Genomic DNA, 24,296 nt, shown 5'->3' with positions numbered 1-24,296 from the left:
TCAGTAATGGGTGCGGCGGTCCAGCACGCGGAACTGCAACATCATCAGGATCACCAGAACCGCGAGAAAGATCACCGTCATTGCCGAGGCATAACCGACGCGCAGATAGACGAAGCCTTCCTGATAGATGGTCCAGAGCAGGACTTCCGATGCCTTGTTCGGGCCGCCTTCGGTCAGCGTCTTGACCGTCTCAAACACCTTCACGGCATTGATGATGCTGATCGTCGTGACGAAAAGCGTGGTGGGTCCGAGCAGGGGCCACGTGACCAGCCGGAAGCGTTCCCAGCTGTTTTTCACGCCGTCCACTTCGGCTGCGGAATAGAGTTCTCGCGGAATGGCGGTGAGCCCGGCTAGAAACAGCACCATGTTGAAGCCGACGCTCTGCCATACGCCGATCATCGCAAGGCTGGTCAGAACCGTGTCACTGGAACCAAGCCAATTGGGACCGGCAATACCGATCATGCCCAGCATGGCATTGACGGGGCCGAGTGTCGGATGCAGCAGATATTGCCAGACGGTTGCCATGGCGACGAGGAGCGAAGCGACCGGCAGGAAATAGACCGTGCGGAAGAAGGATTTGCCGCGAACTTCACCTTCGATGAGGAGGGCCACGCCGAGGCCGAGAAAGACGGAGGCCGGTGCCACGATCGCGGTATAGATGGCGGTGTTCTTCAGCGAGACCAGAAACGTCCGGTCGCTGAAGAGTTCGGCATAGTTTTCCAGCCCGATGAATTCGAAACCGTCATAGCCAAGCTCGAAATTGGTCAGGCTCCAGAAAATGACGGCGGCTGTCGGCAGGAGGATCAGCAGCACCGTCAGAACGATGGCTGGAGCTGCGAGTTTCCAGCCCAGCCGTTCTTCGCGGCGGCGGGCTTCATCAGCCGCAGTGCGCGCGCTGGTGGCCGCAGGGCCGGATAGCGTAAAATCAGACATGAGCGGCAGCCTTTGCCGGCGATGCAGGTTTGACGATGTTCCCGGCGGGCTGGCGCAGGCGCAAACCATCTTCTCCGAAGAGGTGGGCGTGGCTGGCATCGAAATGCAGGCCCACCGGCAGGCCGACGACAATGTCACGAGCTTGTTCGGGTGTGAGCTTCACAGTGAGATCTTGTGAGGCGCCGGGAGCCTTGAGATAGACCAGTACTTCCGAGCCGAGAAATTCGATCCGCGATACCGTGCCCGCAATGCCTGTCTTGTCATGCGGCTTGAGCTGAAAATGCTCAGGACGAATGCCGATGCGGATATTAGTGCCGGAATGGGCGGCGACGTCCTGCAGGATGGGGCGACCGGCAAAATGCACCATGCCGTTATCGCTGACCAATGCTTCCAGAATATTGATGCGCGGCGTGCCGATGAACTGTGCGACCTCGATATGGCGCGGATCGTTATAGATTGCGGTTGGCGTGTCGATCTGCAGCAGTTTTCCGCCCATCATCACTGCAACGCGGTCGGCCATGCTGAGCGCTTCAGCCTGGTCGTGGGTCACATAGATAGTCGGGACACCGGCGCGGCGATGCAATTCGACGATTTCCGCACGGGTGTGAACACGCAGATTGGCATCGAGGTTCGACAGTGGTTCATCCATCAGGAATGCACCGGGCTGGCGGACGAGCGCGCGGGCAAGGGCCACGCGCTGGCGCTGGCCGCCGGACATCTGGCCCGGCTTGCGGTCGAGCAGATGGTCGATCTTGAGGCTTGTTGCTGTTGCCCTGACCTGCTTCTGGATGGCGGCGCGCTTCCTGCGCTGGCCGGGAATGAAAGTGCCGATCATTGGCAGGCGTTCCACGGCGGTCAGATCACGCATTGCAAGCGGCACCGCGATGTTCTGCGCCGTCGTCAGGTGGGGATAGAGCGCGTAGGACTGGAACACCATGGCAATGTTCCTGTCCGCAGGGTGGGCGCCGGTTATGTTACGCCCTGCAAGCTCCACGCTTCCTTCATCCGCATGGTCGAGACCGGCGAGAATACGCAGCAATGTGCTCTTTCCGCAGCCCGACGGGCCGACGAGGGCGATGAATTCGCCTTCTGCTGCTTCGATGGAAATGCCATCGAGAATGCGATTGTCCCCGTAGGATTTGCCGATGTCGCGAAGGACGAGCGTGCTCACTGGCTTGTCTCCTCAGCGACTTTCTCGCCGTCACCAGCGTGGTGTGGATAGACTTCATGCACCACGTCATCGATGACATAGGGCGTCAGCTCATCGATGCGGACGATGCTGCTTGTGGCGACTTCATCGAGATCGTGAATGGCGGCTCCGAGGATACGTTCGCCGGGGAGATCGCGTTCCATCGGCCCGACGATGAAGGCTGCGGCAGGCGCCCAGACATAATTCGTACCGAAGGCGTCGCCCGACCATGCACGATGCAGGTGGCCGCTGGCATGAAGCTGAACATTATACTGAGCGAAGAGATCATAAAGACGTTGGCGCGGGGCAGGGCGAATGCCCCAGTAGCCGCTGTCGCCTTCATCCGGATCGTCCACGAAGAGCGGCTTGTGGGCGAAGACGGCGACGGGCTTGCCATCGCTGTTCTTCAATTCGTCTTCGAGCCACTGGAACTGTTCCGCTTCTTCGGCTTCACCGGAGCCGATGACGAGACTGTTGAGGCCGATGATGCGCCAGTTGCCGAAATTTTCCGCCCAGCGGTCCGGACCGATATGACGACGCCAGCGCATCAGGCGCTGCGGATTGACCGGCTGGTGGCTCTCGGGAAGATGGCCGATATCGTGATTGCCCGGAAGACTTAGAACACGCGCCGGAAGCTCGTTCAGGCAGGTGCGGCAGAACAGAAGGTCAGCCTCTACGTCTGCGCCATCGACGGTCAGGTCACCGGTGTGAATGACGAGATCGGGCTTTTGCTGATCGATCCAGGCAACGAGCGGTTCCCAGTTGCGATTGAAGTGCGGCTTAATGGGGCTGAGGTGGGTATCTGTAATCTGAACGATCCGCACGGCTACGATCCTTCTCGGGTCTATCTATTGTCGCAGCACTTTTCGCGCGCTGCACATCCGCCAGGCGCGTTATGCGCGGCGTCTTGCCGGGGCTTTTAGGCGCGTTGTGTGACAGGCCCGCTGCATAGCCGTGACAGTTGCATGACATCTGCTTTGAGCGACTCAGAAAGGGTGATTTGCCAAATTTGGAGGCATCGTTGTTTTGCCGATGCTCATGCTTTAGGCGGCTAATTTGCAGATTATAATATTACGAAGTAATTCAATTTGCTGTAAGCTTTTGTTTTTAAATAATTTTCTTTCTTAATCTAGTCATGCGTAAAATGCATAGCTGCATTGCGCTAAAGTCGCATTGCAAAAACAATGGGCAACAGGCATATAAAGATCATCTCAGCGCTGCGTTTCCTCCTCCCATTTGCGCAGGCTGAGTGTTCCCCTCTGGAGGTTTGCCTCAAAGGCACCTTCAAAACTCAAAGCCAGACATTTGTCTGGCTTTTTTTTTGGCTTTTTGCCAAGCCGCCTCTTTTTGTCAGAAATACAGAAACGAAAAAGGGGCCTTTCGGCCCCTTCGTTATTCTATTTTGTTTTGTTTAGCGCAGGCTGGCACAGAAGCGCTGGATGCGCGTGCAGGCTTCTTCGAGAAGCGCGTCTGACGTTGCATAGGAAATGCGGAAGTTTGGTCCAAGACCGAAAGCCGAACCGTGAACGACGGCGACGCCTTCTGCTTCCAGCAGTTCGGTTACGAAGTCTTCGTCGCTTTCGATGACCTTACCGGCTTCCGTCTTCTTGCCGATGAGGTCAGCACAGGACGGATAGACGTAGAACGCACCTTCCGGTGTCGGGCACTTGATGCCTTTGGCCTGATTGAGCATCGACACGACCAGATCGCGACGGGCCTGGAAGATTTTCTTGTTTTCCGGAATGAAATCCTGCGTGCCGTTGAGTGCTTCGACTGCGGCCCACTGTGCGATGGAGCAGGCACCCGAAGTCTGCTGACCCTGCACCATATCCATGGCCTTGATGAGCTGCAGCGGTCCTGCCGCATAGCCGATACGCCAGCCGGTCATGGCATAGGCCTTCGACACGCCGTTCATGGTGAGCGTGCGGTCGTAAAGCGAAGGCTCGACCTGAGCAGGCGTCGTGAAGACGAAATCGCCATAGACCAGATGCTCATACATGTCGTCGGTCAGAATCCAGACATGCGGGTGACGAACCAGAACGTCGGTCAAAGCCTTCAGTTCCGCTTCCGTGTAAGCCGCGCCGGTCGGGTTCGACGGCGAGTTGAAGATCAGCCACTTGGTCTTGGGCGTGATGGCCTTTTCCAGATCGGCGGCGGTCAGCTTGAAATTGTCTTCGATCTTCGTGTTGATGAAAACCGGGTTGCCGCCGTTGATCGCTACCATTTCAGGATAGCTGACCCAGTAAGGGGCAGGGACAATGACTTCATCGCCGGGGTTCAGCGTCGCCATAAAGGCGTTGAACAATATCTGCTTGCCGCCAGTGCCGACGATGACCTGTTCCGGCTTGTAGTCGAGGCCGTTTTCACGCTTGAACTTGGCAACGATGGCCTGACGCAGTTCAGGAATACCGGCAACGGGCGTGTACTTCGTTTCACCGCGATTGATCGCGTCGATGGCAGCCTGCTTGATATTCGTGGGCGTGTCGAAGTCGGGCTCGCCCGCACCGAGACCAATCACGTCCTTGCCCTTGGCTTTCAGCTCACGTGCTTTCTGGCTGACCGCGATGGTCGCAGATGGCTTTACACGAGAAAGGGCGTCGGCGAGAAATGCCATGATAGATCTCCATAGATGGCAGGCTCTGTTAACCGGCACCGGGCGCGTCCGGTTTTGCGGATTTTCTATGTCCCATCGGCGCAGGAAGCGCAACAGAAGGATTGTGATTTCATCGGCAATTGCTGGATTTCGCAAAAATGTGTTGCCGAAACGAACAGATCCATCAGCAATGCTGACATATTAACGCAACGAAACTGATCGGACCGGGCGATATTTGGCGTCATCCTGCCAGGAGGTCTCGCAAGCTGCGTGTGGCCATTACTTTATAGGCCTCTATCAGCGTCATGCTTTCCTCTTCCGAAACGTCGACGGCGATGCGCATGGTGGATTCGCCAAAATGCATCAGGAGGAAAGCAGTCTTGTCCAGTTGTGCGGACACCTTGCCGGGGGCAATCCGGCGGATCGTATCAGCAAGCAACCGACCATTCTGCCTGCTTTCGGCAATTTCCAGTTTTGACAGGGACTTGTCGGTCTGCGTGGCCGACCAGATGTCGCACATTGCCGGTTCCTGACGCATCAGTGCCAGATATTCATCGATCAATGCATTGAACGCGACAATCAGCTCATCGGCAGAATGGGCCGCTGCAAGACCTTCCTCGATGCACTGGCGCGATTGGGCATTGCAGCTTTCAAACAGGTAGCGGATCAGGGCGCTTTTATCAGGAAAATACTGATAGAGCGCGCCAATCGAGATACCGGCCTGCTGGGCGATCTCACTCATCTTGAGACTGTCGCTGCCTTTGGCGGCGATCAGCGCCGTGGCGCATTCAGCAATGCGACGAATCTTTTCCTGCGCCCGGCTCTGGCTGGGGGTGCGGCGCAGGATCGGTGCACTGGTTGTTTCTGTTTCCGTGGCGGAATTCTGCTTCATGGCGGACTCACATTTTTCGCTCTTGACAGAATATGAGAGTTGCTCACATATTGCAAATATGAGGGTTGCTCATATTTTGGGAGACGGAAGATGAATACACATCGTAATGATCGTTATCTGGTGATTGGCGCCAACGGCAAAACCGGCAGGCGTGTCGCTGAGAGGTTGTGGGAGAAGGGGGTGTCCGTGCGTTCTGTGTCGCGGAGCACCGAGGTTCCCTTTGACTGGGCCAACCAATCCACCTGGGCTGCCGCGCTTGACGGCATCGACAGTGCCTATGTGTCATACCAGCCGGATCTGGCCCTGCCGGGTGCCGTTGATGCCATTCGCGCATTTCTTTTGGCGGCAAAGAAGGCGGATGTGAAGCATGTCGTGCTTCTGTCCGGGCGAGGTGAGGAGGAGGCGGAAATTGCGGAAAAGGTTCTGCAGGATTCCGGGCTGGACTGGACCGTGTTGCGCGCCAGCTGGTTCATGCAGAATTTCAGCGAAAACTACATGCGGGAAGAATTGCTTTCAGGTTCGCTGACCTTACCCGTCGGGCCGACGAAAGAACCCTTCATCGATGTTGACGATATTGCCGATGTCGCCGTTGCTGTCCTCACCGAAACGGGACATCGCAACAAGCTCTATGAACTCACCGGCCCGGAACTGTTCAGCTTCAGCGATGCAGTAAGCGAGATTGCCAGGGCGACTGACAAAGACTTGTCGTTCAATTCGGTCTCATACGCCGATTATGAGGCGGCGCTGCGCGAGCAGGCCTTGCCGGAAGATGTCATCACGCTTTTGCGCTATCTTTTCGTCGAGCTTTTCGATGGCCGCAATGCCAGTGTGGCACATGGTGTGGAGGAAGCTCTCGGGCGCAAGCCGCGCCGGTTTGCAGATTTTGCGCGCAAGGCTGCCATTGAAGGCACATGGGAGGGACAATCATGACGATGAGTTTTCAACTACTTGTTCTGCTGACGGCATGGGGGAGCGCGATTACAGGCGGCATCTTCTATGCGTTCTCAAGTTTCGTGATGGCCGCGCTGGCACGCATTCCGGCCAATGCGGGCATAGCGGCGATGCAGTCGATCAATATCACCGTTATCAACGGAACGTTCTTTGCCGCCTTTTTCGGCACGGCATTGCTGTGTCTGGTGATTATCGTACTGGGATTGATGGGCTTTGGAAATTTGTCGAAATGGGCGGTGATCGGCGCTGCCGTCTATCTTGTCGGCACTATTGGCGTCACGATGGCTTTGAATGTGCCGCTGAACAACCAGCTCGCGGCGATGGATGCCAGTGCCGCCGCGTCGGCCGATGTCTGGCTTACTTATGTGCGCGACTGGACCCTATGGAATCACGTCCGCACCATTGCTGCGCTGATTGCGGCCCTGATTCTGGGCGCGAGCGCGCTGGCAAGGGTGTGAGCAGAAAAGCGGACAAACAAAAAAGGCGGGTCCGAGGACCCGCCTTTTCTCTGCCTTACGGCAAAACTTATGCTGCGACGAGGTTGTCGGCAGACGAACGGCCCGAACGACGGTCCTGTACGATTTCGTACGAAACCTTCTGACCTTCATCGAGCGTGGCCAGACCAGCGCGCTGAACGGCGGAAATGTGGACGAATACGTCCGTGCCGCCCTGATCAGGCTGAATGAAGCCGAAGCCCTTGGTCGTGTTGAACCACTTAACTGTTCCCGTAGCCATGGGAAATTCCTTTGTAACATTAGTAGTAGAGTAGTCCGTATGCTTCGCACACGTCCCTGTGAATCGAATTTATGGACAGGAGATCGTCAGGAAGCACGGCGGGCCGCACGGGTCGCAAAGTCACTTGACCGAAAAATCGATGCGCTAACTATATGCGACAAATTTGACCAATACAAGACAGCTAAAATTGTCAGCTAAAAACTGATTTTACTGAGGCTTTTTGCCATTCCGAGCCCGAGCCGGTTTTGCGCGCTCAATCGGTCGAGCCAAAACAGCCGGAACAGAATCGGGGCGCTTCCGTCGCAGGGCGACATTTCATAGTGATCCCAGGTTTCAGGTACGGCGTTTCTCAATCGCAGATGAAAGCAGTGGCGGCGGTGAGGCTCTGTCTGCCCCTGTTCGGGATAGTCATAATCGACGGTTTCGAGATGGATCATGCCATCGTCATAGACGAGGCCGGTTTCCTCGGCGAATTCGCGATAGGCGGCGGCGAGAATGTCTTCTCCCGCATCGACCGTGCCGCCCGGCACCTGAAGCGGCGTTTCAGGAAAATCCGGTTCTTCAAAAACCAGAAGCCGGTCGTTCCATGTCGCGTAAATGAGCACTTTGTCGATGGGTTGGATTGTAACGGTCATGGACTTTTCCGGCAGGGTTAGCGTTCAGACCATAATTGCAACGAATGATTTGCGGTAAAACCCGCATATTGTTGTGGGTCATCGCAGCTGGCGCGCGCGAAAAGCGTGTGCTCTCCTATCTTTGACTTCCACGTGACGTAGATATTCAGCATGTTGCAAACATATCTGCAAAATTGAGCGGGCGGATGGGCAGCGAGGCAGGACATGACGTCTGAACCAGACAAGGACAAGACGAAGCGGAGTGCGCCCAAGAAAGAGCGCCGCCGCAAAAAACCCAGGCGCAGTGTCTCGGAGCGCCTTCGCAAGAGTTCGGCCAAGCTGATTGGTGGTTCTCCGTCACGCGACGGAACCGATCTTTTTTCCCAAGTCTCGATGATGGTGGGAGCCTTTATGGTCTCGCCGGTGCGCAACACGCTGATTGCGCTCGGGACCGGTATTTTCGTTCTCATCGTGCTGATCGCCATCGGACAGGTTGCCATCAATCGCTGGAACGAACCCTTCTACGATGCGCTTGCGCGCAAGGATTTGCAGGCTTTCTTCCATCAGCTGATGGTTTTCTTCGGGATTGCGGGCAGCTTGCTTGTGCTCAACGTATCGCAAACCTGGCTCAACCAGATGTTCAAGCTCAAGATGCGTGAAGGACTGGCGCGCGATCTCGTGGGGCAATGGCTGGTGCCGGGTCGGGCATTTCGTCTCGCCAATGCCGGCGAGATCGGCATCAATCCCGATCAGCGTCTGCATGAGGATGCACGTCACTTTGCAGAAATGTCGTGCGATCTTGGGATCAACCTCCTCCAGTCGACCGTCATTCTGGTGAGCTTCGTCGGTGTCCTGTGGTCGCTCTCAAGTGGCTTTGTGTTTCATGTCGCTGGCTACAGCTTCTCCATTCCCGGCTACATGGTCTGGGCTGTCATCATCTACGCGGCCTCTGCCTCATGGCTGACATGGATCGTCGGGCGCAGTCTGGTCAATATCAACGCCAATCGCTATGCGCGTGAGGCGGATTTCCGCGCATCGCTGATGCGGGTCAACGAACATCTGGATGCCATCACCCTGTCGCGCGGCGAAGGGGATGAAAGACGTCGTCTCGATCTGGATATAGATGCGGTTTTGGCCGCAATCCGCAAGATCGTCTATGCGACCACGCGATTGACCTGGGTAACGGCCGGTTACGGCTGGCTGACAATCGTGGCGCCGATCCTCGTGGCGGCTCCGGTCTATTTCGGCGGGGGCCTGACATTTGGCGGGCTGATGATGGCCGTCGGCGCATTCTCACAGGTGCACAATGCGCTGCGCTGGTTCGTCGACAATTTCGGGGCGATTGCGGACTGGCGGGCAACGCTGCTGCGTGTCGCGAGTTTCCGTCAGGCGGTGCTGCGCATGGACGAGCTTGGTCATCTGGACCGGCAGATCGATCTTGAGACGAACGAAGATGACAGGCTGACGCTGGACGGTGTTTCCATCGCCGCCCCCGATCAGTGCCTGAAGCTCTCCCGCAAGGCTTTTTCGGTAAAACCCGGCGAGCGGGTGCTTGTGACGGGCGGGACCGAAACGCAAAGAACGCTGCTGTTCCGCGCATTGGGCGGGCTTTGGCCATGGGGCGAGGGGCGGATCGGCATGCCGGTTGGCGATGGTGTCGCCTTTATGCCGCGCGCGCCTTATTTCCCGCCGGGCAACCTCAAGGGCGTGATCGTCTATCCGCTTGATATCAAGAAATTTTCTGAACAGGATCTGGAAAATGTCCTGCGGCGTGCCGGGCTTGAACGGCTTTCCACGAGCATGGATCGTGTTGCGCGCTGGGATCGCGTGCTGACGGACGATGAGCGCCAATGTATCGCCTTCGCCCGCCTCATATTGCAGAAACCGCAGTGGATCGTGATTGACGGTGCGCTCGATGGTCTCGACGCTGAAGCCTATGACAGGATTCGCGACATGCTGAACACCGAATTGAAGGATGCAGCTGTGATCCATCTCGGCAAGCCGCATTTGCATGACGGTCTTTTCACACAGCAGATCAATCTGGAAGACGATCCTTCAGGTAAGCCTCTGGAGCTGCCAGCCTTGAAAACAGCATGAAAAAAGCCGCCGGGATGACCGGCGGCTTTTTTGTTTCGGGATGTCTTCAGGCTATCAGCGGAAGTAGTCCTGCAGCGGGCGCACTTCCAGCGATCCGGCCTTGAGCGCAGCGATGGCCTCAGCAGCGGCTTCAGCTCCCGCCATGGTCGTGTAGTAAGGCAGCTTCTGCATCAGCGTTGCGCGGCGGATCGACTTGGAGTCGGAAACAGCACTGGCGCTGTCCGTCGTGTTGAAGACGAGATGAATCTGGCGATTGCGGATCGCGTCTTCCACATGCGGACGGCCTTCGATGACCTTGTTGATCTTGGTCGATTCGACGCCGTTGGCTTCGAGGAACTTCTGTGTTCCGCCGGTTGCCATGACCTTGAAGCCGATGCTTGCAAGCTTGCGGACCGCACCGAGCACGCGTTCCTTGTCCTCGTCGCGAACAGATACGAAGACCGTGCCTTCACGCGGCAGTTCAACGCCTGCGCCAAGCTGTGCCTTTGCGAAGGCCAGAGCATAGTCGTAGTCGAGGCCCATGACTTCGCCGGTCGAGCGCATTTCCGGTCCGAGCAGCGTATCGACGCCAGGGAAACGGGCAAACGGGAACACAGCTTCCTTGACCGCGATATGCGGGCGGGAAGGCGTCTTCGGCTTGCCGCCATAGGCGCCGAGTGCTGCTTCCAGGCTTTCACCGGCCATGACGCGGGCTGCAACCTTGGCGATCGGAGTGCCGACCGTCTTGGCGACGAACGGAACCGTACGCGATGCACGCGGATTGACCTCGAGAATGAAGATTTCGCCGTCCTTGATGGCGAACTGCACATTCATCAGGCCGCCGACATGAAGCGCCTTGGCAAGCGCCGCCGTCTGGCGTTCCAGCTCGGCAACGGTTTCAGGCGAAAGTGTATGCACCGGCAGCGAGCAGGCCGAGTCACCGGAGTGAATGCCAGCTTCCTCGATATGCTCCATGATACCGGCGACAAAGCTGTCCTTGCCGTCACACAGGCAGTCGACGTCCACTTCAATGGCTTCCGTCAGATAGGTATCGAACAGAAGCGGGTTCTTGCCGAGCAGCGTGTTGATCTGGCCGGTCTTGTCGTTCGGATACTTGGCCTTGATGTCTTCCGGCACCAGCTCCGGCACGGTGTCGAGCAGATAGTTCTGCAGCGAGCGTTCATCATGGATGATCTGCATGGCGCGGCCACCGAGAACATAAGACGGGCGCACGACAAGCGGGAAGCCGAGGTCGGCTGCGACGAGGCGTGCCTGTTCGACCGAATAGGCAATGCCGTTCTTCGGCTGGTTGAGATCAAGCTTGATGAGCAGCTTCTGGAAACGGTCACGATCTTCCGCAAGGTCGATGGCGTCTGGCGAGGTGCCGAGGATCGGGATGCCGGCCTTTTCAAGCGCATTGGCGAGCTTGAGCGGGGTCTGGCCGCCAAACTGCACGATCACGCCGTGAAGCGTGCCCTTTTCCTGTTCAACGCGCAGGATTTCCAGCACGTCTTCCGCTGTCAGCGGTTCGAAATAGAGACGATCCGACGTGTCGTAGTCGGTCGAAACCGTTTCCGGATTGCAGTTGATCATGATGGCTTCATAGTCAGCATCATTGAGCGCAAAAGCCGCATGGCAGCAGCAATAGTCGAACTCGATGCCCTGACCGATGCGGTTCGGACCGCCGCCGAGAATGACGACCTTCTTGCGATCCGAGACTTCGGCTTCCGAGCGCGGCTGGCCGACGAAAGGCGTTTCATACGTCGAGTACATGTAGGCAGTCGGCGAAGCGAATTCGGCAGCGCAGGTGTCGATGCGCTTGTAGACCGGATGCACATCGAGTTCGCCGCGCAGCTTGGCAACGTCTTCCGCGTCCTGATCCGTCAGGCTTGCAAGGCGCGCATCGGAGAAGCCCATGGCTTTCAGCATACGCAGGTTTTCAGCGTCCTGCGGCAGGCCGTGTTCGCGGATGCGCTCTTCGGTCTTTACGATGGCTTCGATCTGTTCGAGAAACCACGGATCGATCTTCGATGCGTCGTGCACCTGCTCGGTGGTCAGGCCGAGGCGCATGGCCTGCGCGACCATGCGCAGACGATCCGGCGTCGGCGTGCCGATGGCAGCGCGGATGGCGTTCTTCTCGTCGCCTTCCTCGATGTTCGGAATGGCAATTTCGTCGAGGCCGGTCAGGCCGGTTTCAAGACCGCGCAGCGCCTTCTGCAAGCTTTCCTGGAAAGTACGGCCAATGGCCATCACTTCACCGACCGATTTCATGGCAGTGGTCAGGATTGGCGAGGAGCCGGGGAATTTCTCGAAGGCGAAACGCGGGATCTTGGTGACGACATAGTCGATCGATGGTTCGAACGAGGCAGGCGTTGCGCCGCCGGTAATGTCGTTGTCGAGTTCGTCGAGCGTGTAGCCGACGGCAAGCTTGGCTGCGACCTTGGCAATCGGGAAGCCGGTCGCCTTGGAAGCAAGCGCCGAAGAACGCGACACGCGCGGGTTCATTTCGATGACGATCATGCGGCCATTGGCCGGGTTGATCGCGAACTGCACGTTGGAGCCGCCGGTTTCGACGCCGATCTCGCGCAGCACCGCAATCGAGGCGTTACGCATGATCTGGTATTCTTTGTCGGTCAGCGTCAGCGCAGGCGCGACGGTGATCGAATCGCCGGTGTGTACGCCCATCGGATCGAGGTTTTCGATCGAGCAGATGATGATGCAGTTGTCCGCCTTGTCGCGGACGACTTCCATTTCATATTCTTTCCAGCCCAGAACCGACTCTTCAATCAGCACTTCGGTCGTCGGCGATGCGTCCAGACCGCGCTCGATGATTTCGAAGAATTCCTGGCGGTTATAGGCAATGCCGCCGCCGGTGCCGCCGAGCGTGAAGCTTGGGCGGATGATGGCAGGCAGGCCAACCACGTCGAGCGCCTGCGCAGCCTTTGCAAGTGCATGCGTCATGTAACGCTGCTTGCGTTCGACTTCGCCGAGCTGCCATTCGGTTTCAAGCTTGTCGAGCGCCTTGTCGAGATCGTCACCCGAAAACTGCGCCTTGACTTCGGCGCGCTTGGTTTCGTGGCGCTTGCGGTCTTCGTCCTTGATTTCGGTGGCGTTGGCGAGGCGGGATTCCGGCGTATCAAGGCCGATCTTTTCCATGGCTTCGCGGAAAAGCGCGCGATCTTCCGCCTTGTCGATGGCTTCCGCATTGGCGCCGATCATCTCGACATTGTAGCGCTCAAGAACGCCCATGCGGCGGAGCGACAATGCGGTGTTCAGCGCGGTCTGGCCGCCCATGGTCGGCAGCAACGCGTCCGGGCGTTCCTTGGCGATGATCTTGGCGACCACTTCCGGCGTGATCGGTTCGATATAGGTTGCATCCGCCAGATCGGGATCGGTCATGATCGTGGCCGGATTGGAGTTGACGAGGATGATACGGTAGCCTTCCTCTTTCAACGCCTTACAGGCCTGCGTGCCCGAATAGTCGAATTCACAAGCCTGGCCGATGACAATGGGGCCCGCGCCGATAATCAGGATCGATTTGATATCTGTACGTTTCGGCATGGGCGCTCGTCCTATCTTCTTCGCGCGCATGATCTTGTCCGAAAACCGGTTCCCATTTTCGGGATCATGCTCTTGTTTTACGCATGTCTTTGTCTCGAAACCGCTTCCCACTTTCGAGAGACATGCTGCTTAGCCTGCCAGAAAAGCCCGCACGGTTTTCCGGCGGGTTGGCAGCGTATGAATTCTGTGGGCTAAGCGGGCCTTATAGGCAATCGATTCCGAAAGCGGAACCCCACAAATCGTTTTATTTCAAAGAAAGTGCGGGCATTCACGAAAATTCTTGCCCGCCTCATACTTTCTCTGTCGATGTTATGACCGAAACACAGTGCTCGCGGGTCGATCAGGCTTCTGCCTGAGCGACCTTCAGCGATGGTTTGTTGCGCTTTGTGAGCATATGGCCGAGCCTGTTCGACGGTAGTTCGATCAAGCGATAGGAAATCTTTGCTGCGATGATCGCACCAATCACGATGGCAGCCATGCCGGCGATCTCAAGTGTGGGGCCGAGGTTCAGCTTCCGCATCACCGCCCAGCCAAAACCGACCACGAACATATGGGTCAGGTAGAGCGAATAGGAAGTCGCCCCGAGGTCGACAAAGAAATTGTCTCGCAGGTCGCCGAGCCAGCGCTCGATGCCCAATGCACCGGCAACCAGTAAAACAGCCGCACCGCACATGATGAGATAAGTGAAGAAGTTGTTGAATGCGACCAGTGGGTGGAGAAGGTGCCGTAAAGAGCCGCTATGGCGAGGACGCCAATTCCGGCCAGCGCCACCGGGGGCAATTTTTCCCACAGGCGGTGTTTTTCCGCTTCGGCCAGCCACATGCCGCACATGAATGTCAGCAGGTTCTTGTGAAGATAGAATGCAGCGATGCTCGCCGATGGTTCGACGAAGAAGCTTCCGATGACACATGCGCCGAAGATACCGGTCAGCAAGATCGTGCGCTGTAAGGCATTTTTGCACCACCAGAACAAGGCGAATACGAGATAGAAGAACAATTCGTAGTTCAGCGACCAGCCGAGTTTGAAGATCGGGCGCCAATCGCTTGGGTCACCCGGTGTGGCGGCGGGTATGAAGAACAGCGATTTGATGAAATAGCCCACATCCGGAACCGTCGTCTTGAACAGTGACGGCAGATAGAGAGCGCAGATGAAAACCGTGATCGTGCAGAGCCAGTAAAGCGGCACGATGCGGAAAACGCGGCGCAGCAGAAAGTCACCGGGCCTGAACGGGCCATCGGCATTGACATAGGCGATGATGAAACCGCTGATGACGAAGAACAGTTGAACGCCGAAAACACCCAGCATCGTGATGGCATTGTTTGTTTCTGCGCGCGGATGCTCGATCGTATGGGCGATCAGGACGGCCGTTGCCGCAAGACCGCGTAATATCTGGATCGAATAAAGTTGTTTTCGATTCTGCATCGTCTATGCCCCCATGGACAGAGCATGCTTTAGCGAATGCCGCGCATTTCCGCAATTACTAGCGTATAGATTGTGGAGGCTTCGCCTTCATGTTTGTGACATTGTGAAGGAAGCCGTCAATTTTTCTAGGATCCCTTCCATTGGTGCTTGTTTTGACAGGTTTTGTCTATCGAAGCAGGAGGGGATTTCTATTGTCCAAACTATTGCGAAAGAGTCTTCGTTTGTGATTGACACTGCCATTTACTTTTTATGTTGCCGTGCCAACTCTTTATGCGACAATTACATGTATAGTTTGGTGCTGCTTCGTCGAGAGCGGCACGGTGTAGGGGAGTTGGTCAATGCGCTGGCAAGGCCGTAGGCAAAGTGACAATGTGGAAGATCAGCGCGGGGCGCAGGGCGGTGGCATAGGTGGCGGCTTCGGTCGCGGCGGGGGCCTTGGCGGTCCCGGCTTTCGAATCGTTCGCGGTGGCGGCATTTCCGGTATTCTCATTCTGGTGGTGATGTTCTTCGTGCTGCGTGCGGTTGGTATCGATCCGCTGCCGATCCTGTTCGGCGATGGCAGCATGGGGCCAAGCGTAACCCAGCAAGCCGGTCAATCCGGACGGACCGCTGCCGAGGGGGGCGCGGTTGCCAATGATGAGACAACGCAGTTCGCCCGCACCGTGCTGGCCGAGACGGAAGACGTCTGGAGCGGCATTTTCAAGTCACGCGGCCAGACCTACACGCCGCCGACCATGGTGCTCTTTTCCGGACAGGTTCGTTCGGCTTGCGGCTTTGCTTCCGCGGCGTCCGGGCCGTTTTATTGCCCCGGCGATCGCAAGCTCTACATCGATCTGAGTTTCTATAAGGAACTGGCAAACCGTTTTGGCGCTTCCGGCGATTTCGCACAGGCCTATGTCCTTGCGCATGAGGTCGGGCACCATATCCAGAACCTGCTTGGCATTCTGCCCAAGTTCAACCAGATGCGTCAGCAGATGAGCGAAGCGCAGGCCAACCAGATGTCGGTTCGTGTTGAGCTTCAGGCCGATTGCTTCGCCGGTGTATGGGGTTACTACACGGAGCAGAAGGGTATTCTGGAAGCAGGCGACCTTGAAGAAGCTCTGAATGCGGCACACCAGATCGGTGATGACACGCTGCAGCGCCGTAGTCAGGGTTATGTTGTTCCGGAAAGCTTCAATCATGGCACATCCGCCCAGCGCGCCAAGTGGTTCCAGCGCGGCTTCGATAGCGGCAAGCTGGAATCCTGCGATACATTCAGCGGTGATGTTTAAAGTCGTTCTGATACTGTAGAAAAAGGCGGTTTCGACCGCCTTTTTCTTTGTGAGGAAAAACGCCCGTTCTTTTTGTCGAAAGCCTGCAATATTCGCCTTGTCGTGAAATAATTTTCCAGATAAATGCATTCGCACCGGCGCGGCCTTTTTCCGATTTGCAAGCGTGACGCTCAATTTTGAGCGGCGATGGTGCGCGAGTTCTCCAATCAACACAATTTATGAATGTTCCACCTTTTCAGTCGTGGAGCATATTTCAGGTGTCCCATGCATGATCCCCAGTTTGTACGGCGGGGCTTGTTACTCGTCTTTATGACACTGTTCCTCGACATTATCGGCATTGCGATCATCATGCCGGTTCTGCCGACTTTTCTCGAAGAACTGACCGGCGCGGATATCAGCACTGCAGCCGTCGATGGTGGCTGGCTTTTGCTGGTCTATGCCGGAATGCAGTTCCTGTTCGCGCCGATGATCGGCAATCTGAGCGACCGTTTCGGGCGCCGGCCGGTGCTGCTCGCCTCGATTTTCACCTTCGCACTCGACAATCTGATCTGTGCGCTCGCAACCACCTATTGGATGCTGTTTGTCGGTCGTGTGCTGGCAGGCATCAGCGGAGCAAGCTTCGCGACGGCATCCGCCTACATTGCCGATGTCAGCGATGACAGCAATCGTGCGCGCAATTTCGGCCTGATCGGCATTGCTTTCGGTGTCGGCTTTGCGCTTGGTCCGGTGCTGGGCGGCTTGCTGGGGGAGTTCGGTCCGCGCGTTCCGTTCTACGGAGCGGCGTTCCTGTCGTTCATCAACTTCATCCTCGCCTATTTCCTGTTGCCGGAGACGTTGACGCGTGAAAACCGGCGCACCTTCCAGATCGCCCGCGCCAATCCGCTGGGCGCGCTCAAGCAGATGCGAAACTATCCCGGCATCGGCTGGGTGGTGCTGGTCTTCTTCCTGTTCTGGCTGGCCCATGCCGTCTATCCGTCCGTCTGGGCCTTCGTCGGTGCTTATCGCTATAACTGGAGCGAAGCCCAGATAGGTCTGTCGCTGGGGCTTTTCGGTATCGGCGCGGCGTTCGTGATGGCGCTGGTTCTGCCAAGGGTCTTGCCGGTGCTTGGCGAGCGGCGCACGGCGATCACAGGCGTGCTGTTCTCCTGTCTTGGCATGATTGGATACGCTATCGCATGGGAAGGCTGGATGGTTTATGCCGTCATCTTCCTGACGGCGCTGGAAGGTCTGGCCGATCCGCCGCTGCGCAGTATTGCGGCAGGCAAGGTTCCGCCTTCCGCGCAAGGCGAATTGCAGGGTGCACTGACAAGCGTGTCGAGTATTACGACCATCATCGGCCCGCTCATCTTCACGCAGCTTTTCGCCGTGTTCACCGGCATGAATGCGCCGTTCGTCTTCGCTGGAATGCCCTATGCTGTGGGAGCCGGACTGGTTTTTCTGGCACTGGTCATCGTGGTGGCGCGGGTGCGTCCAACGCCCTTGGCCAAGCCCTCAGAGGTTTGATCGATACGGAAAATGAAAAGGCCGGAGTTTTTACTCCGGCCTTTTACTTCGATAATTCTTTTGGATGGCTTAGAGCGCGTTTCGATCTGATTGAATCAGATCGGCGCTCTAACTGTTTGTTTTGACGCGCATCTCTTCCGAAAACCGTTTCACACTTTTCGGGATGCGCTCTAAGCCGCCTGTTCGCGTTCCGGAAGCGGCGTTTCGCCCTTCTTTTCGCGGATCAGGTTGATGAAGCGGCGGAACAGATAGTGCGAATCCTGCGGGCCGGGCGATGCTTCCGGATGGTGCTGCACCGAGAATACCGGCTTGCCGACGACGCGCAGGCCGCAATTGGTGCCGTCGAAGAGCGACACATGTGTTTCCTCGACATTTTCCGGCAGCGAGTCTGAATCGACCGCGAAGCCGTGGTTCATCGATACGATCTCGACCTTGCCGGTCGTGTAGTCCTTCACCGGATGGTTGGCGCCGTGATGGCCCTGATGCATTTTCTCGGTGCGTCCGCCAAGTGCGAGCGCAAGCATCTGGTGGCCGAGGCAGATGCCGAAGACCGGAAGATCGGTTTCGACAAGCTTCTTGATGGTTGGAACGGCATATGCGCCGGTCGCTGCCGGATCGCCAGGACCGTTGGACAGGAAGACGCCATCCGGGTTGTGGGCCAGAACGTCCTCAGCCGTTGCCGTTGCAGGCAGCACGGTGACCTTTGCGCCGAGGCCGGTGAGCAGGCGCAGAATGTTACGTTTCACGCCGAAGTCGAGCGCCACCACGTGATATTCCGGGGTGTCCTGTTCGCCATAGCCGTCTGCGAGCGTCCATGGAGTTTCTTTCCATGTGAGGCTCTGGCCAACCGTGACGTCCTTGGCGAGATCGAGATTTTCAAGACCGCTCCATGCGGCGGCGCGTGCCTTGAGTGCTTCGAGGTCGAACTTGCCGCTCGGATCATGAGCAATGACTGCGTTCTGTGCGCCGCGCTCGCGGATGAGCGAGGTCAACGCGCGTGTATCGATACCGGCCAGTGCAATGACGCCGCGGTGCTTCAGCCACGCATCCAGATCTTCCGTTGCGCGGAAATTCGATGGTGACGTGATGTCAGCCTTGAAGATCGCGCCGACTGCGCCGTGGCGATTGGCCGGCGTCAGGTCTTCAACGTCTTCGGCATTGGTGCCGACATTGCCGATATGCGGGAAGGTGAAGGTTACGATCTGACCGGCATAAGACGGGTCGGTCAGGATTTCTTCGTAACCGGTCAGCGCCGTGTTGAACACGACCTCGGCTTCAATCGCACCGATTGCACCGAGGCCTTTGCCTTCGATCACGGTTCCGTCCGCAAGTACGAGGATGGCGGTTCGCTTCTCAACAGTCCAGGGTGCTGTTTTCGATGTGGTTTCTGTCATGGTCTGCACTCCTGATTGTTAGCCGCGCGCCAGCGTGTGCTGTTATTTCGTTGCCAGCTAGAGCGTCGAACTGATGGAATCAAATCGACGCTCTAACTGTTTGTTTCCATGCATGCCGTTGTCCCAAAACCGGTTCCCACTTTTGGGCGGCATGCTTTATGCGGCACGCGTTCGTGTTCCAACGACCACCGGAAGGGTGGCTTGAAAGATGAAGCGTCAAGGGTCATATATGCGCCAAAAGGCAGCGGGGATTTTAAACCTCCCGCCGCGAGCACGTGCCGATGTCCTGCTAAGCCTTGAGCAATAGAGAAACTTGGACGCCGGGTCAATCGTCCGAGGCCATGCTTTCCTGAAATAATGACGATAATCGTCGTATTATTATTTCTCGGGATGGTGGTTCGGACAGCTCGGCGATTCTATTCGCTTGTTGTATAGATGCAGGAAACGAACAACAAAGAACTTACACCGTCAGGAGAGACGTTATGCTTCGCCAGGAGATTTCCCAGGCCCTCACGACCGCGCTGAAAGCACAGGAGAAGCGTCGCATGTCGACGCTGCGTTTGATCCTGGCTGCGGTAAAGGACCGAGATATCGCCAACCGTACTGCTGGCAAGGACCCGGTCGGGGATGAAGAATTGCTGGGTATTCTCGGCAAGATGGTCAAGCAGCGCGAAGAATCCGCCCGCATCTATGAAGAAGGCAGCCGTCTTGAGCTCGCTGAAGCGGAGCGGGAGGAAATCACGATCATTTCCGAATTTCTGCCGCAGCAGATGAGCGAGGATGAGGTCAAACAGGCCTGTGCGGATGTGATTGCCGAAATCGGTGCTCAAGGTCTGCGCGACATGGGCAAGTGCATGGCCGTTCTTAAAGAACGCTATGCAGGCAAGATGGATTTCACCAAGGCCAGCGCCATCGTGAAATCGCTTCTGCAGTGAAAGCGTGAGGCATAAGTGCCTTTCGCTTTTGTTTCAGCCCCCGCTCTGACGGGGGCTTTCTATTGTTTGGCGCTATACTCAGCCCTGCTTGACGGCTTTCAGTCGCGTATCGCTGAGAAGGCCCTGTTCTTCGAGGACCGGATAGGCCATTGAAGCGAGAAGCGAGTTGATCTGCTTGAGGTCGCGGATCGTGTCGAGATGGATGCTGCTGGTCTCGATGCTGCGGGTGGCGCCTTCGCGCAGTCGGCTGAAATGGCGCATGCTGGTCTGCTTTTCCAGTTCACGCAGCTGGTCCTTTTCCTGCACGAGCTGACGGGCCGTACGGCCATCGCGTGAGACAATCACATTGAATGCCATGTGCGCATTGGCCAGAACCATGGCGTGGAAATGGCTGAGTTCCTTCCAGCCTTCTTCGGTGAATTCCAGCTTGTGATCCATCTTCTTTTGAACATGCGCCAGCATGTTGCGCACGATGATGTCGCCGACCTGCTCAAGCTTCACACATGCGCCCAGCAATTCCTGCATGCGCAGCGACTCGAAATCGCTCAGCTCATGGGTTGCAAGCTTGGTCAGATAGAGCTTGATGGCAGCATGGCGCTTGTCCACGCGGTCATCGAGAGCTTCAAGTTCATCGATCCGCACCTGATCGGGCTTCTCATAAAGCTCGATGATCCGCCGCAGCATGACTTCGATCGTGTCGCAGACGCCGACCACTTCGCGGGTTGCATTGGCAAGCGCCTGCGAGGGACGGTCGAGCACGGCAGTGTCGAGCGCGCTATATTGCTCGATCTCGATGGGCTGCTGCGAGGCGGGGCTGCCCTTGTCCGCATTGAGATTGACCAGAGCCTCGGTTGCGCGCAGCACGAGGCCAGAAAGCGGAATACCGGCAATCATCACGATGACATTGAACAGGATATGCGCATTGACCACCTGCGAAACCGGATCGGTGCCGAGAAAGGCGACCGATGGTTTGAAGGTCTGGTAAAGCACGAGCATGATGAGTGACCCGGCGCCGCGCATCAAAAGGTTGCCGAGTGGCACGACGCGGGTTTCAGGTGGCGCATGCCGGGTCAGGATCGGGGCGATGATCGAAGACCCCAGATTGACGCCGAGAACCATCACCACGGCGAGCTCTGGATGGATCAGCCCGCGCGAGGCAAAGGTGGTCAGCAGGATGACGGCGGCAACGCTGGAATGAAACAGCCATGTCATGAGTGCTGCGAGCAGATAGGCAGTGATCGGGTCGCTTGACAGATAGTCGACGATGACCGGCAGCAATTCGCTTTGCCGCAGCGGCTCGGTGGCCTGTCCGGTCATTTCCAGTGACATGATGAGCAGGCCGATACCGACCAGAATGCGTCCGATCTGCCGCCAGTCGCGGCGTTCGGTGGTCATGAAGATGCCTGTGCCGATGACAAGGCAGAGCGGTACCAGAAGCGTGAGGTCGTAGCTCAGGATCTTGACGACGAGGGCGGAGCCAAGCTCGCCGCCGCGCACGGCCATGAGGCCTGCAACGCCGCTTACGAAACCTGAACCGACAAATGAACCGACGAGAAGCGTAACCGCTGTCGAGCTTTGCAGGGCGACAGCAAGGGCAAGGCCGAAGGCGACGGAAAGCAGCGGGTTCTGCATCTGGTTGCGCAAGCGTCTGCGCAGCCGGTCGCCATAGGCACGCTCCACCCCGGTCCGGACCATGCGTGTCGCCCAAAGCAGGAGCGCAACTGCACCGGCCAGATGCAAAAGGACCAAAGAACCATTCACGGCAAAATCCCTTCGGGTTGGAGGTTGACATCTGTGATTGAGCTAACGCAACAAATGAAGAAAAAATATGTTCCGGCTAATCAATTCTTCAAGAGATATGGGCTTGTTCGCAATTAAAAGCAATCCATTCCCGCAGCGTCATGACGGATATATGACAGTTTTGTGACAGCGGGCTTGTTTGGCAGCGACATGTGATTAGCGGGGAGGGACATGCCTGCACGATGGACTGTCAGAACGGGCGCGCCTATATACTCTAAGGAATACACTCCCGCTGTCTGAACGAACTGAAAGTGAAATCTGTAATGCGTTTTCCGCCCTCCTTTCTCGATGAGATCAGAGACCGCGTCCCGATCTCGACGCTGATAGGAACGCGCGCTTCGTTCGACCGCAAGAAGAGCAATCCTCCGAAGGGTGATTTCTGGGCCTGCTGTCCGTTTCATGGCGAGAAGACACCAAGCTTTCACTGCGAAGATCGCAAGGGTCGCTATCATTGTTTCGGTTGCGGTGTGACCGGTGATCACTTCAAGTTTCTAACCGATCTTGAAGGACTGAGTTTCCCGGAAGCAGTGGAGCGTGTGGCCGATATGGCAGGCGTTCCGATGCCTGCGCGCGATCCGGAAATGGAAAAGCGTGAGGCACAGCGCGCGACGCTTTATGATGTCATGGAGCTGGCTGCGCAGTTCTTCGAAAACCAGCTGCAAAGCGCCGTTGGAGCCAAGGCACGCGCCTATCTGCGGGATCGCGGACTTTCGACCGCAACGCAGCAGTCGTTCCGCATTGGCTATGCGCCAGAGTCGCGCAATGCCTTGAAGGAGTTTCTGGCTGGCAAAGGCGTGTCGCGCGAGCAGATCGAGGCGTGCGGCCTTGTTGTGCACGGCGAGGGGATTGCCGTTTCCTACGACCGTTTTCGCGATCGCGTCATGTTCCCGATCGAGGATTTGCGCGGGCGGATCATTGCTTTCGGCGGGCGTGCGCTTTCTGCGGACGCTCCGGCCAAGTATCTGAACTCGCCGGAAACCGAACTCTTTCACAAGGGGCGGGTTCTCTATAACGGATTGCGGGCGCGCAAGGCCTGCCAGCCGCAAGCTGGAGAACCGGCCAAATCCATCATCGCTGTTGAAGGCTATATGGATGTGATCGCGCTTGCGCAGGCGGGTATCCATCAGGTGGTGGCTCCGCTCGGTACGGCGCTGACGGAAGAACAGCTCGAACTTCTCTGGCGCATCAGCCCTGAACCGGTTCTGTGTTTCGATGGCGATGGTGCAGGGCTTCGCGCCGCCTATCGCGCCGTCGATCTTGGATTGCCTGCCTTGCAGCCCGGCAAATCGCTGCGCTTTGCACTATTGCCGGAAGGGCAGGACCCGGACGATCTGGTCAAGGCGGAAGGCCCAGCCGCATTTCATGCGGTCCTGCGTGACGCCAGACCGCTGGTCGATATGGTGTGGACGCGGGAAACGACGGGCGGTGTGTTCGATACGCCGGAACGCCGCGCCGAACTGGAGGCGCGGCTGCGTGAAATTACCAGCCGCATCGCGAATGAGGATATCCGGCGCCACTACAGTCAGGATATGCGCGACCGGGCACAAGCCTTTTTTGGCCAGGGGCGTCAGGGGTATCAAGTCGGCGGACAGCGCAATTCGTCTTTCAACCGCAGGAATGATGGCGGACGGGGACGCGGCGGACCGGCGGGCGGCAATGGCCGCCTTGCGATTTCCGACAGTCTGGTGCGCTCCACGCTGGTAAAGGGCGGCAGGCCGGGCGCTGGATCACATGCCCCCTTGCGCGAAACTGCCATCGTGCTGACGCTTCTCAATCACCCACGGCTGATTGAAGAGGATTTCGAGACGCTGGCGGCACTCGATCTGGGACATGAGGCACTCAAGTCGCTGCATCTGGCCATGCTGGATGTGCTGGCTGCCGGCCATATGGAAGATGGTCACGCCATGCGGCACGCACTGGTCAATGCCGGTCATGGCGAGCAGATTGAAATGCTCGAACTCGTGGTGAAGGGTGCGAAACTCTGGACTGCGACGGCTCTGGCCGCAGAAGACGACGCGCGCGAAGCCCTTCGTCAGGCGCTTCACTTGCATCAGCGTGCGCGCACACTACATAAGGAGCTGCGGGCCGTTGAGGCCGCACTTGAAACAGACGAGACGGGCGAATTGTTTGCACGTCTCAGAGATATACAAAATCAGATTTTGAAAGCTGATGCGACTGAAGCTCTGATCGACGGTTTTGGACTGTCTTCGGGGCGCCCACCCGGCGGTTTCTGATTCGGATTTCCGAATCAGTTCTGCGAGAACAGCCGGAAATGCGGGGTTGCGATCCGGAAAACGTGCTCTATCTGGCCAACGAAGAGGTCGCGACAACAAATGATTCGCTTTTTAAGCCCGAATCATGTGAGTCGCTCTTGACGTGTGGCGTAAATGACGGAATCACGACAGTTCGAATAAGGAAAAGAACAGA

General features: G+C 57.3%; 19 protein-coding genes and 1 pseudogene. 7 read left to right on the top strand and 13 right to left on the bottom strand.

Annotated elements, in window-relative coordinates:
- The 6 genes and pseudogenes from ABDF71_RS10860 to ABDF71_RS10835 form a co-directional block, all read right to left on the bottom strand.
- Window positions 1–933: a carbohydrate ABC transporter permease gene (locus tag ABDF71_RS10860; protein ID WP_151615336.1), complete on the bottom strand. Its 933-nt coding sequence runs from the start codon at window positions 931–933 to the stop codon at window positions 1–3.
- Entirely contained in the window at window positions 926–2,104 is a 1,179-nt protein-coding gene (locus ABDF71_RS10855; RefSeq protein ID WP_029929110.1) for an ABC transporter ATP-binding protein, read from the bottom strand. Before ABDF71_RS10855 ends, ABDF71_RS10860 begins: the two co-directional genes overlap by 8 nt.
- Window positions 2,101–2,946: a metallophosphoesterase family protein gene (locus ABDF71_RS10850; RefSeq protein ID WP_151663643.1), complete on the bottom strand. Its 846-nt coding sequence runs from the start codon at window positions 2,944–2,946 to the stop codon at window positions 2,101–2,103. Before ABDF71_RS10850 ends, ABDF71_RS10855 begins: the two co-directional genes overlap by 4 nt.
- Window positions 2,947–3,328: 382 nt before the next feature.
- Window positions 3,329–3,518, bottom strand: a pseudogene (locus ABDF71_RS10845) (hypothetical protein).
- A 15-nt stretch (window positions 3,519–3,533) separates the two neighbouring features.
- Window positions 3,534–4,736: a pyridoxal phosphate-dependent aminotransferase gene (locus ABDF71_RS10840; RefSeq protein WP_010659659.1), complete on the bottom strand. Its 1,203-nt coding sequence runs from the start codon at window positions 4,734–4,736 to the stop codon at window positions 3,534–3,536.
- A gap of 220 nt (window positions 4,737–4,956) precedes the next feature.
- Window positions 4,957–5,607, bottom strand: a complete 651-nt coding sequence (locus ABDF71_RS10835) for a TetR/AcrR family transcriptional regulator (RefSeq protein ID WP_151663644.1) — start codon at window positions 5,605–5,607, stop codon at window positions 4,957–4,959.
- Between the two features lie 90 nt (window positions 5,608–5,697).
- Here ABDF71_RS10835 and ABDF71_RS10830 point away from each other — a divergent pair, with 90 nt between their 5' ends.
- Both ABDF71_RS10830 and ABDF71_RS10825 read left to right on the top strand, forming a co-directional pair.
- Window positions 5,698–6,537 carry an NAD(P)H-binding protein gene (locus ABDF71_RS10830; RefSeq protein WP_151663645.1) on the top strand — a complete coding sequence of 280 codons (840 nt, stop codon included), beginning with the start codon at window positions 5,698–5,700 and terminating at the stop codon, window positions 6,535–6,537.
- Window positions 6,534–7,016: an anthrone oxygenase family protein gene (locus ABDF71_RS10825; RefSeq protein WP_151663646.1), complete on the top strand. Its 483-nt coding sequence runs from the start codon at window positions 6,534–6,536 to the stop codon at window positions 7,014–7,016. The genes ABDF71_RS10830 and ABDF71_RS10825 overlap by 4 nt, the downstream gene beginning before the upstream one ends.
- Window positions 7,017–7,083: 67 nt before the next feature.
- Here ABDF71_RS10825 and ABDF71_RS10820 read toward each other — a convergent pair whose 3' ends face one another.
- Both ABDF71_RS10820 and ABDF71_RS10815 read right to left on the bottom strand, forming a co-directional pair.
- Window positions 7,084–7,293 (bottom strand): cold-shock protein, encoded by a 210-nt coding sequence (locus ABDF71_RS10820; RefSeq protein WP_006471898.1) that lies wholly within the window; start codon window positions 7,291–7,293, stop codon window positions 7,084–7,086.
- A 194-nt stretch (window positions 7,294–7,487) separates the two neighbouring features.
- Window positions 7,488–7,928, bottom strand: coding sequence for an NUDIX hydrolase (locus tag ABDF71_RS10815; RefSeq protein WP_437259970.1), 441 nt, complete (start codon window positions 7,926–7,928; stop codon window positions 7,488–7,490).
- Between the two features lie 204 nt (window positions 7,929–8,132).
- Between ABDF71_RS10815 and ABDF71_RS10810 the strand changes: the two genes are divergently transcribed.
- Window positions 8,133–10,004 (top strand): ABC transporter ATP-binding protein/permease, encoded by a 1,872-nt coding sequence (locus ABDF71_RS10810; protein ID WP_094513962.1) that lies wholly within the window; start codon window positions 8,133–8,135, stop codon window positions 10,002–10,004.
- Window positions 10,005–10,058: 54 nt separating this feature from the next.
- On the opposite strand, the gene carB is transcribed toward ABDF71_RS10810, so the two are convergent.
- From carB to ABDF71_RS10795, 3 genes are all read right to left on the bottom strand, one after another.
- Complete coding sequence (carB, locus tag ABDF71_RS10805; RefSeq protein ID WP_010659665.1) at window positions 10,059–13,544, bottom strand: carbamoyl-phosphate synthase large subunit; 3,486 nt, start codon at window positions 13,542–13,544, stop codon at window positions 10,059–10,061.
- 340 nt (window positions 13,545–13,884) lie between these two features.
- The gene (locus ABDF71_RS10800) at window positions 13,885–14,064 is read right to left on the bottom strand and encodes a hypothetical protein (protein WP_192800238.1); all 180 of its coding nucleotides are present in this window, start codon (window positions 14,062–14,064) and stop codon (window positions 13,885–13,887) included.
- A 35-nt stretch (window positions 14,065–14,099) separates the two neighbouring features.
- Window positions 14,100–14,966, bottom strand: a complete 867-nt coding sequence (locus ABDF71_RS10795; RefSeq protein ID WP_151663649.1) for an acyltransferase family protein — start codon at window positions 14,964–14,966, stop codon at window positions 14,100–14,102.
- A gap of 338 nt (window positions 14,967–15,304) precedes the next feature.
- On the opposite strand from ABDF71_RS10795, the gene ypfJ reads away from it, so the two are divergent.
- Both ypfJ and ABDF71_RS10785 read left to right on the top strand, forming a co-directional pair.
- A complete protein-coding gene (gene ypfJ, locus ABDF71_RS10790) occupies window positions 15,305–16,237 on the top strand; it encodes a KPN_02809 family neutral zinc metallopeptidase (protein WP_010659667.1) in 933 nt (310 codons plus the stop codon).
- Between the two features lie 264 nt (window positions 16,238–16,501).
- Window positions 16,502–17,740: a TCR/Tet family MFS transporter gene (locus ABDF71_RS10785; protein WP_094513961.1), complete on the top strand. Its 1,239-nt coding sequence runs from the start codon at window positions 16,502–16,504 to the stop codon at window positions 17,738–17,740.
- 170 nt (window positions 17,741–17,910) lie between these two features.
- Here ABDF71_RS10785 and carA read toward each other — a convergent pair whose 3' ends face one another.
- Window positions 17,911–19,134: a glutamine-hydrolyzing carbamoyl-phosphate synthase small subunit gene (carA, locus tag ABDF71_RS10780; RefSeq protein WP_094513960.1), complete on the bottom strand. Its 1,224-nt coding sequence runs from the start codon at window positions 19,132–19,134 to the stop codon at window positions 17,911–17,913.
- 482 nt (window positions 19,135–19,616) lie between these two features.
- On the opposite strand from carA, the gene ABDF71_RS10775 reads away from it, so the two are divergent.
- Entirely contained in the window at window positions 19,617–20,069 is a 453-nt protein-coding gene (locus ABDF71_RS10775) for a GatB/YqeY domain-containing protein (protein ID WP_010659670.1), read from the top strand.
- Between the two features lie 78 nt (window positions 20,070–20,147).
- On the opposite strand, the gene ABDF71_RS10770 is transcribed toward ABDF71_RS10775, so the two are convergent.
- Complete coding sequence (locus ABDF71_RS10770; RefSeq protein ID WP_094513958.1) at window positions 20,148–21,830, bottom strand: Na/Pi cotransporter family protein; 1,683 nt, start codon at window positions 21,828–21,830, stop codon at window positions 20,148–20,150.
- Window positions 21,831–22,132: 302 nt separating this feature from the next.
- Here ABDF71_RS10770 and dnaG point away from each other — a divergent pair, with 302 nt between their 5' ends.
- The gene (gene dnaG, locus ABDF71_RS10765; protein ID WP_151663650.1) at window positions 22,133–24,103 is read left to right on the top strand and encodes a DNA primase; all 1,971 of its coding nucleotides are present in this window, start codon (window positions 22,133–22,135) and stop codon (window positions 24,101–24,103) included.
- The last annotated feature ends 193 nt before the right edge of the window (window positions 24,104–24,296 follow it).

This window comes from Ochrobactrum sp. WV_118_8, from assembly GCF_039631535.1.
Classification (GTDB): Bacteria; Pseudomonadota; Alphaproteobacteria; order Rhizobiales; family Rhizobiaceae; genus Brucella; species Brucella anthropi.
The sequence above is the reverse complement of the archived record's forward strand: the minus strand, read 5'-3'. Positions and strand labels throughout refer to the sequence as shown.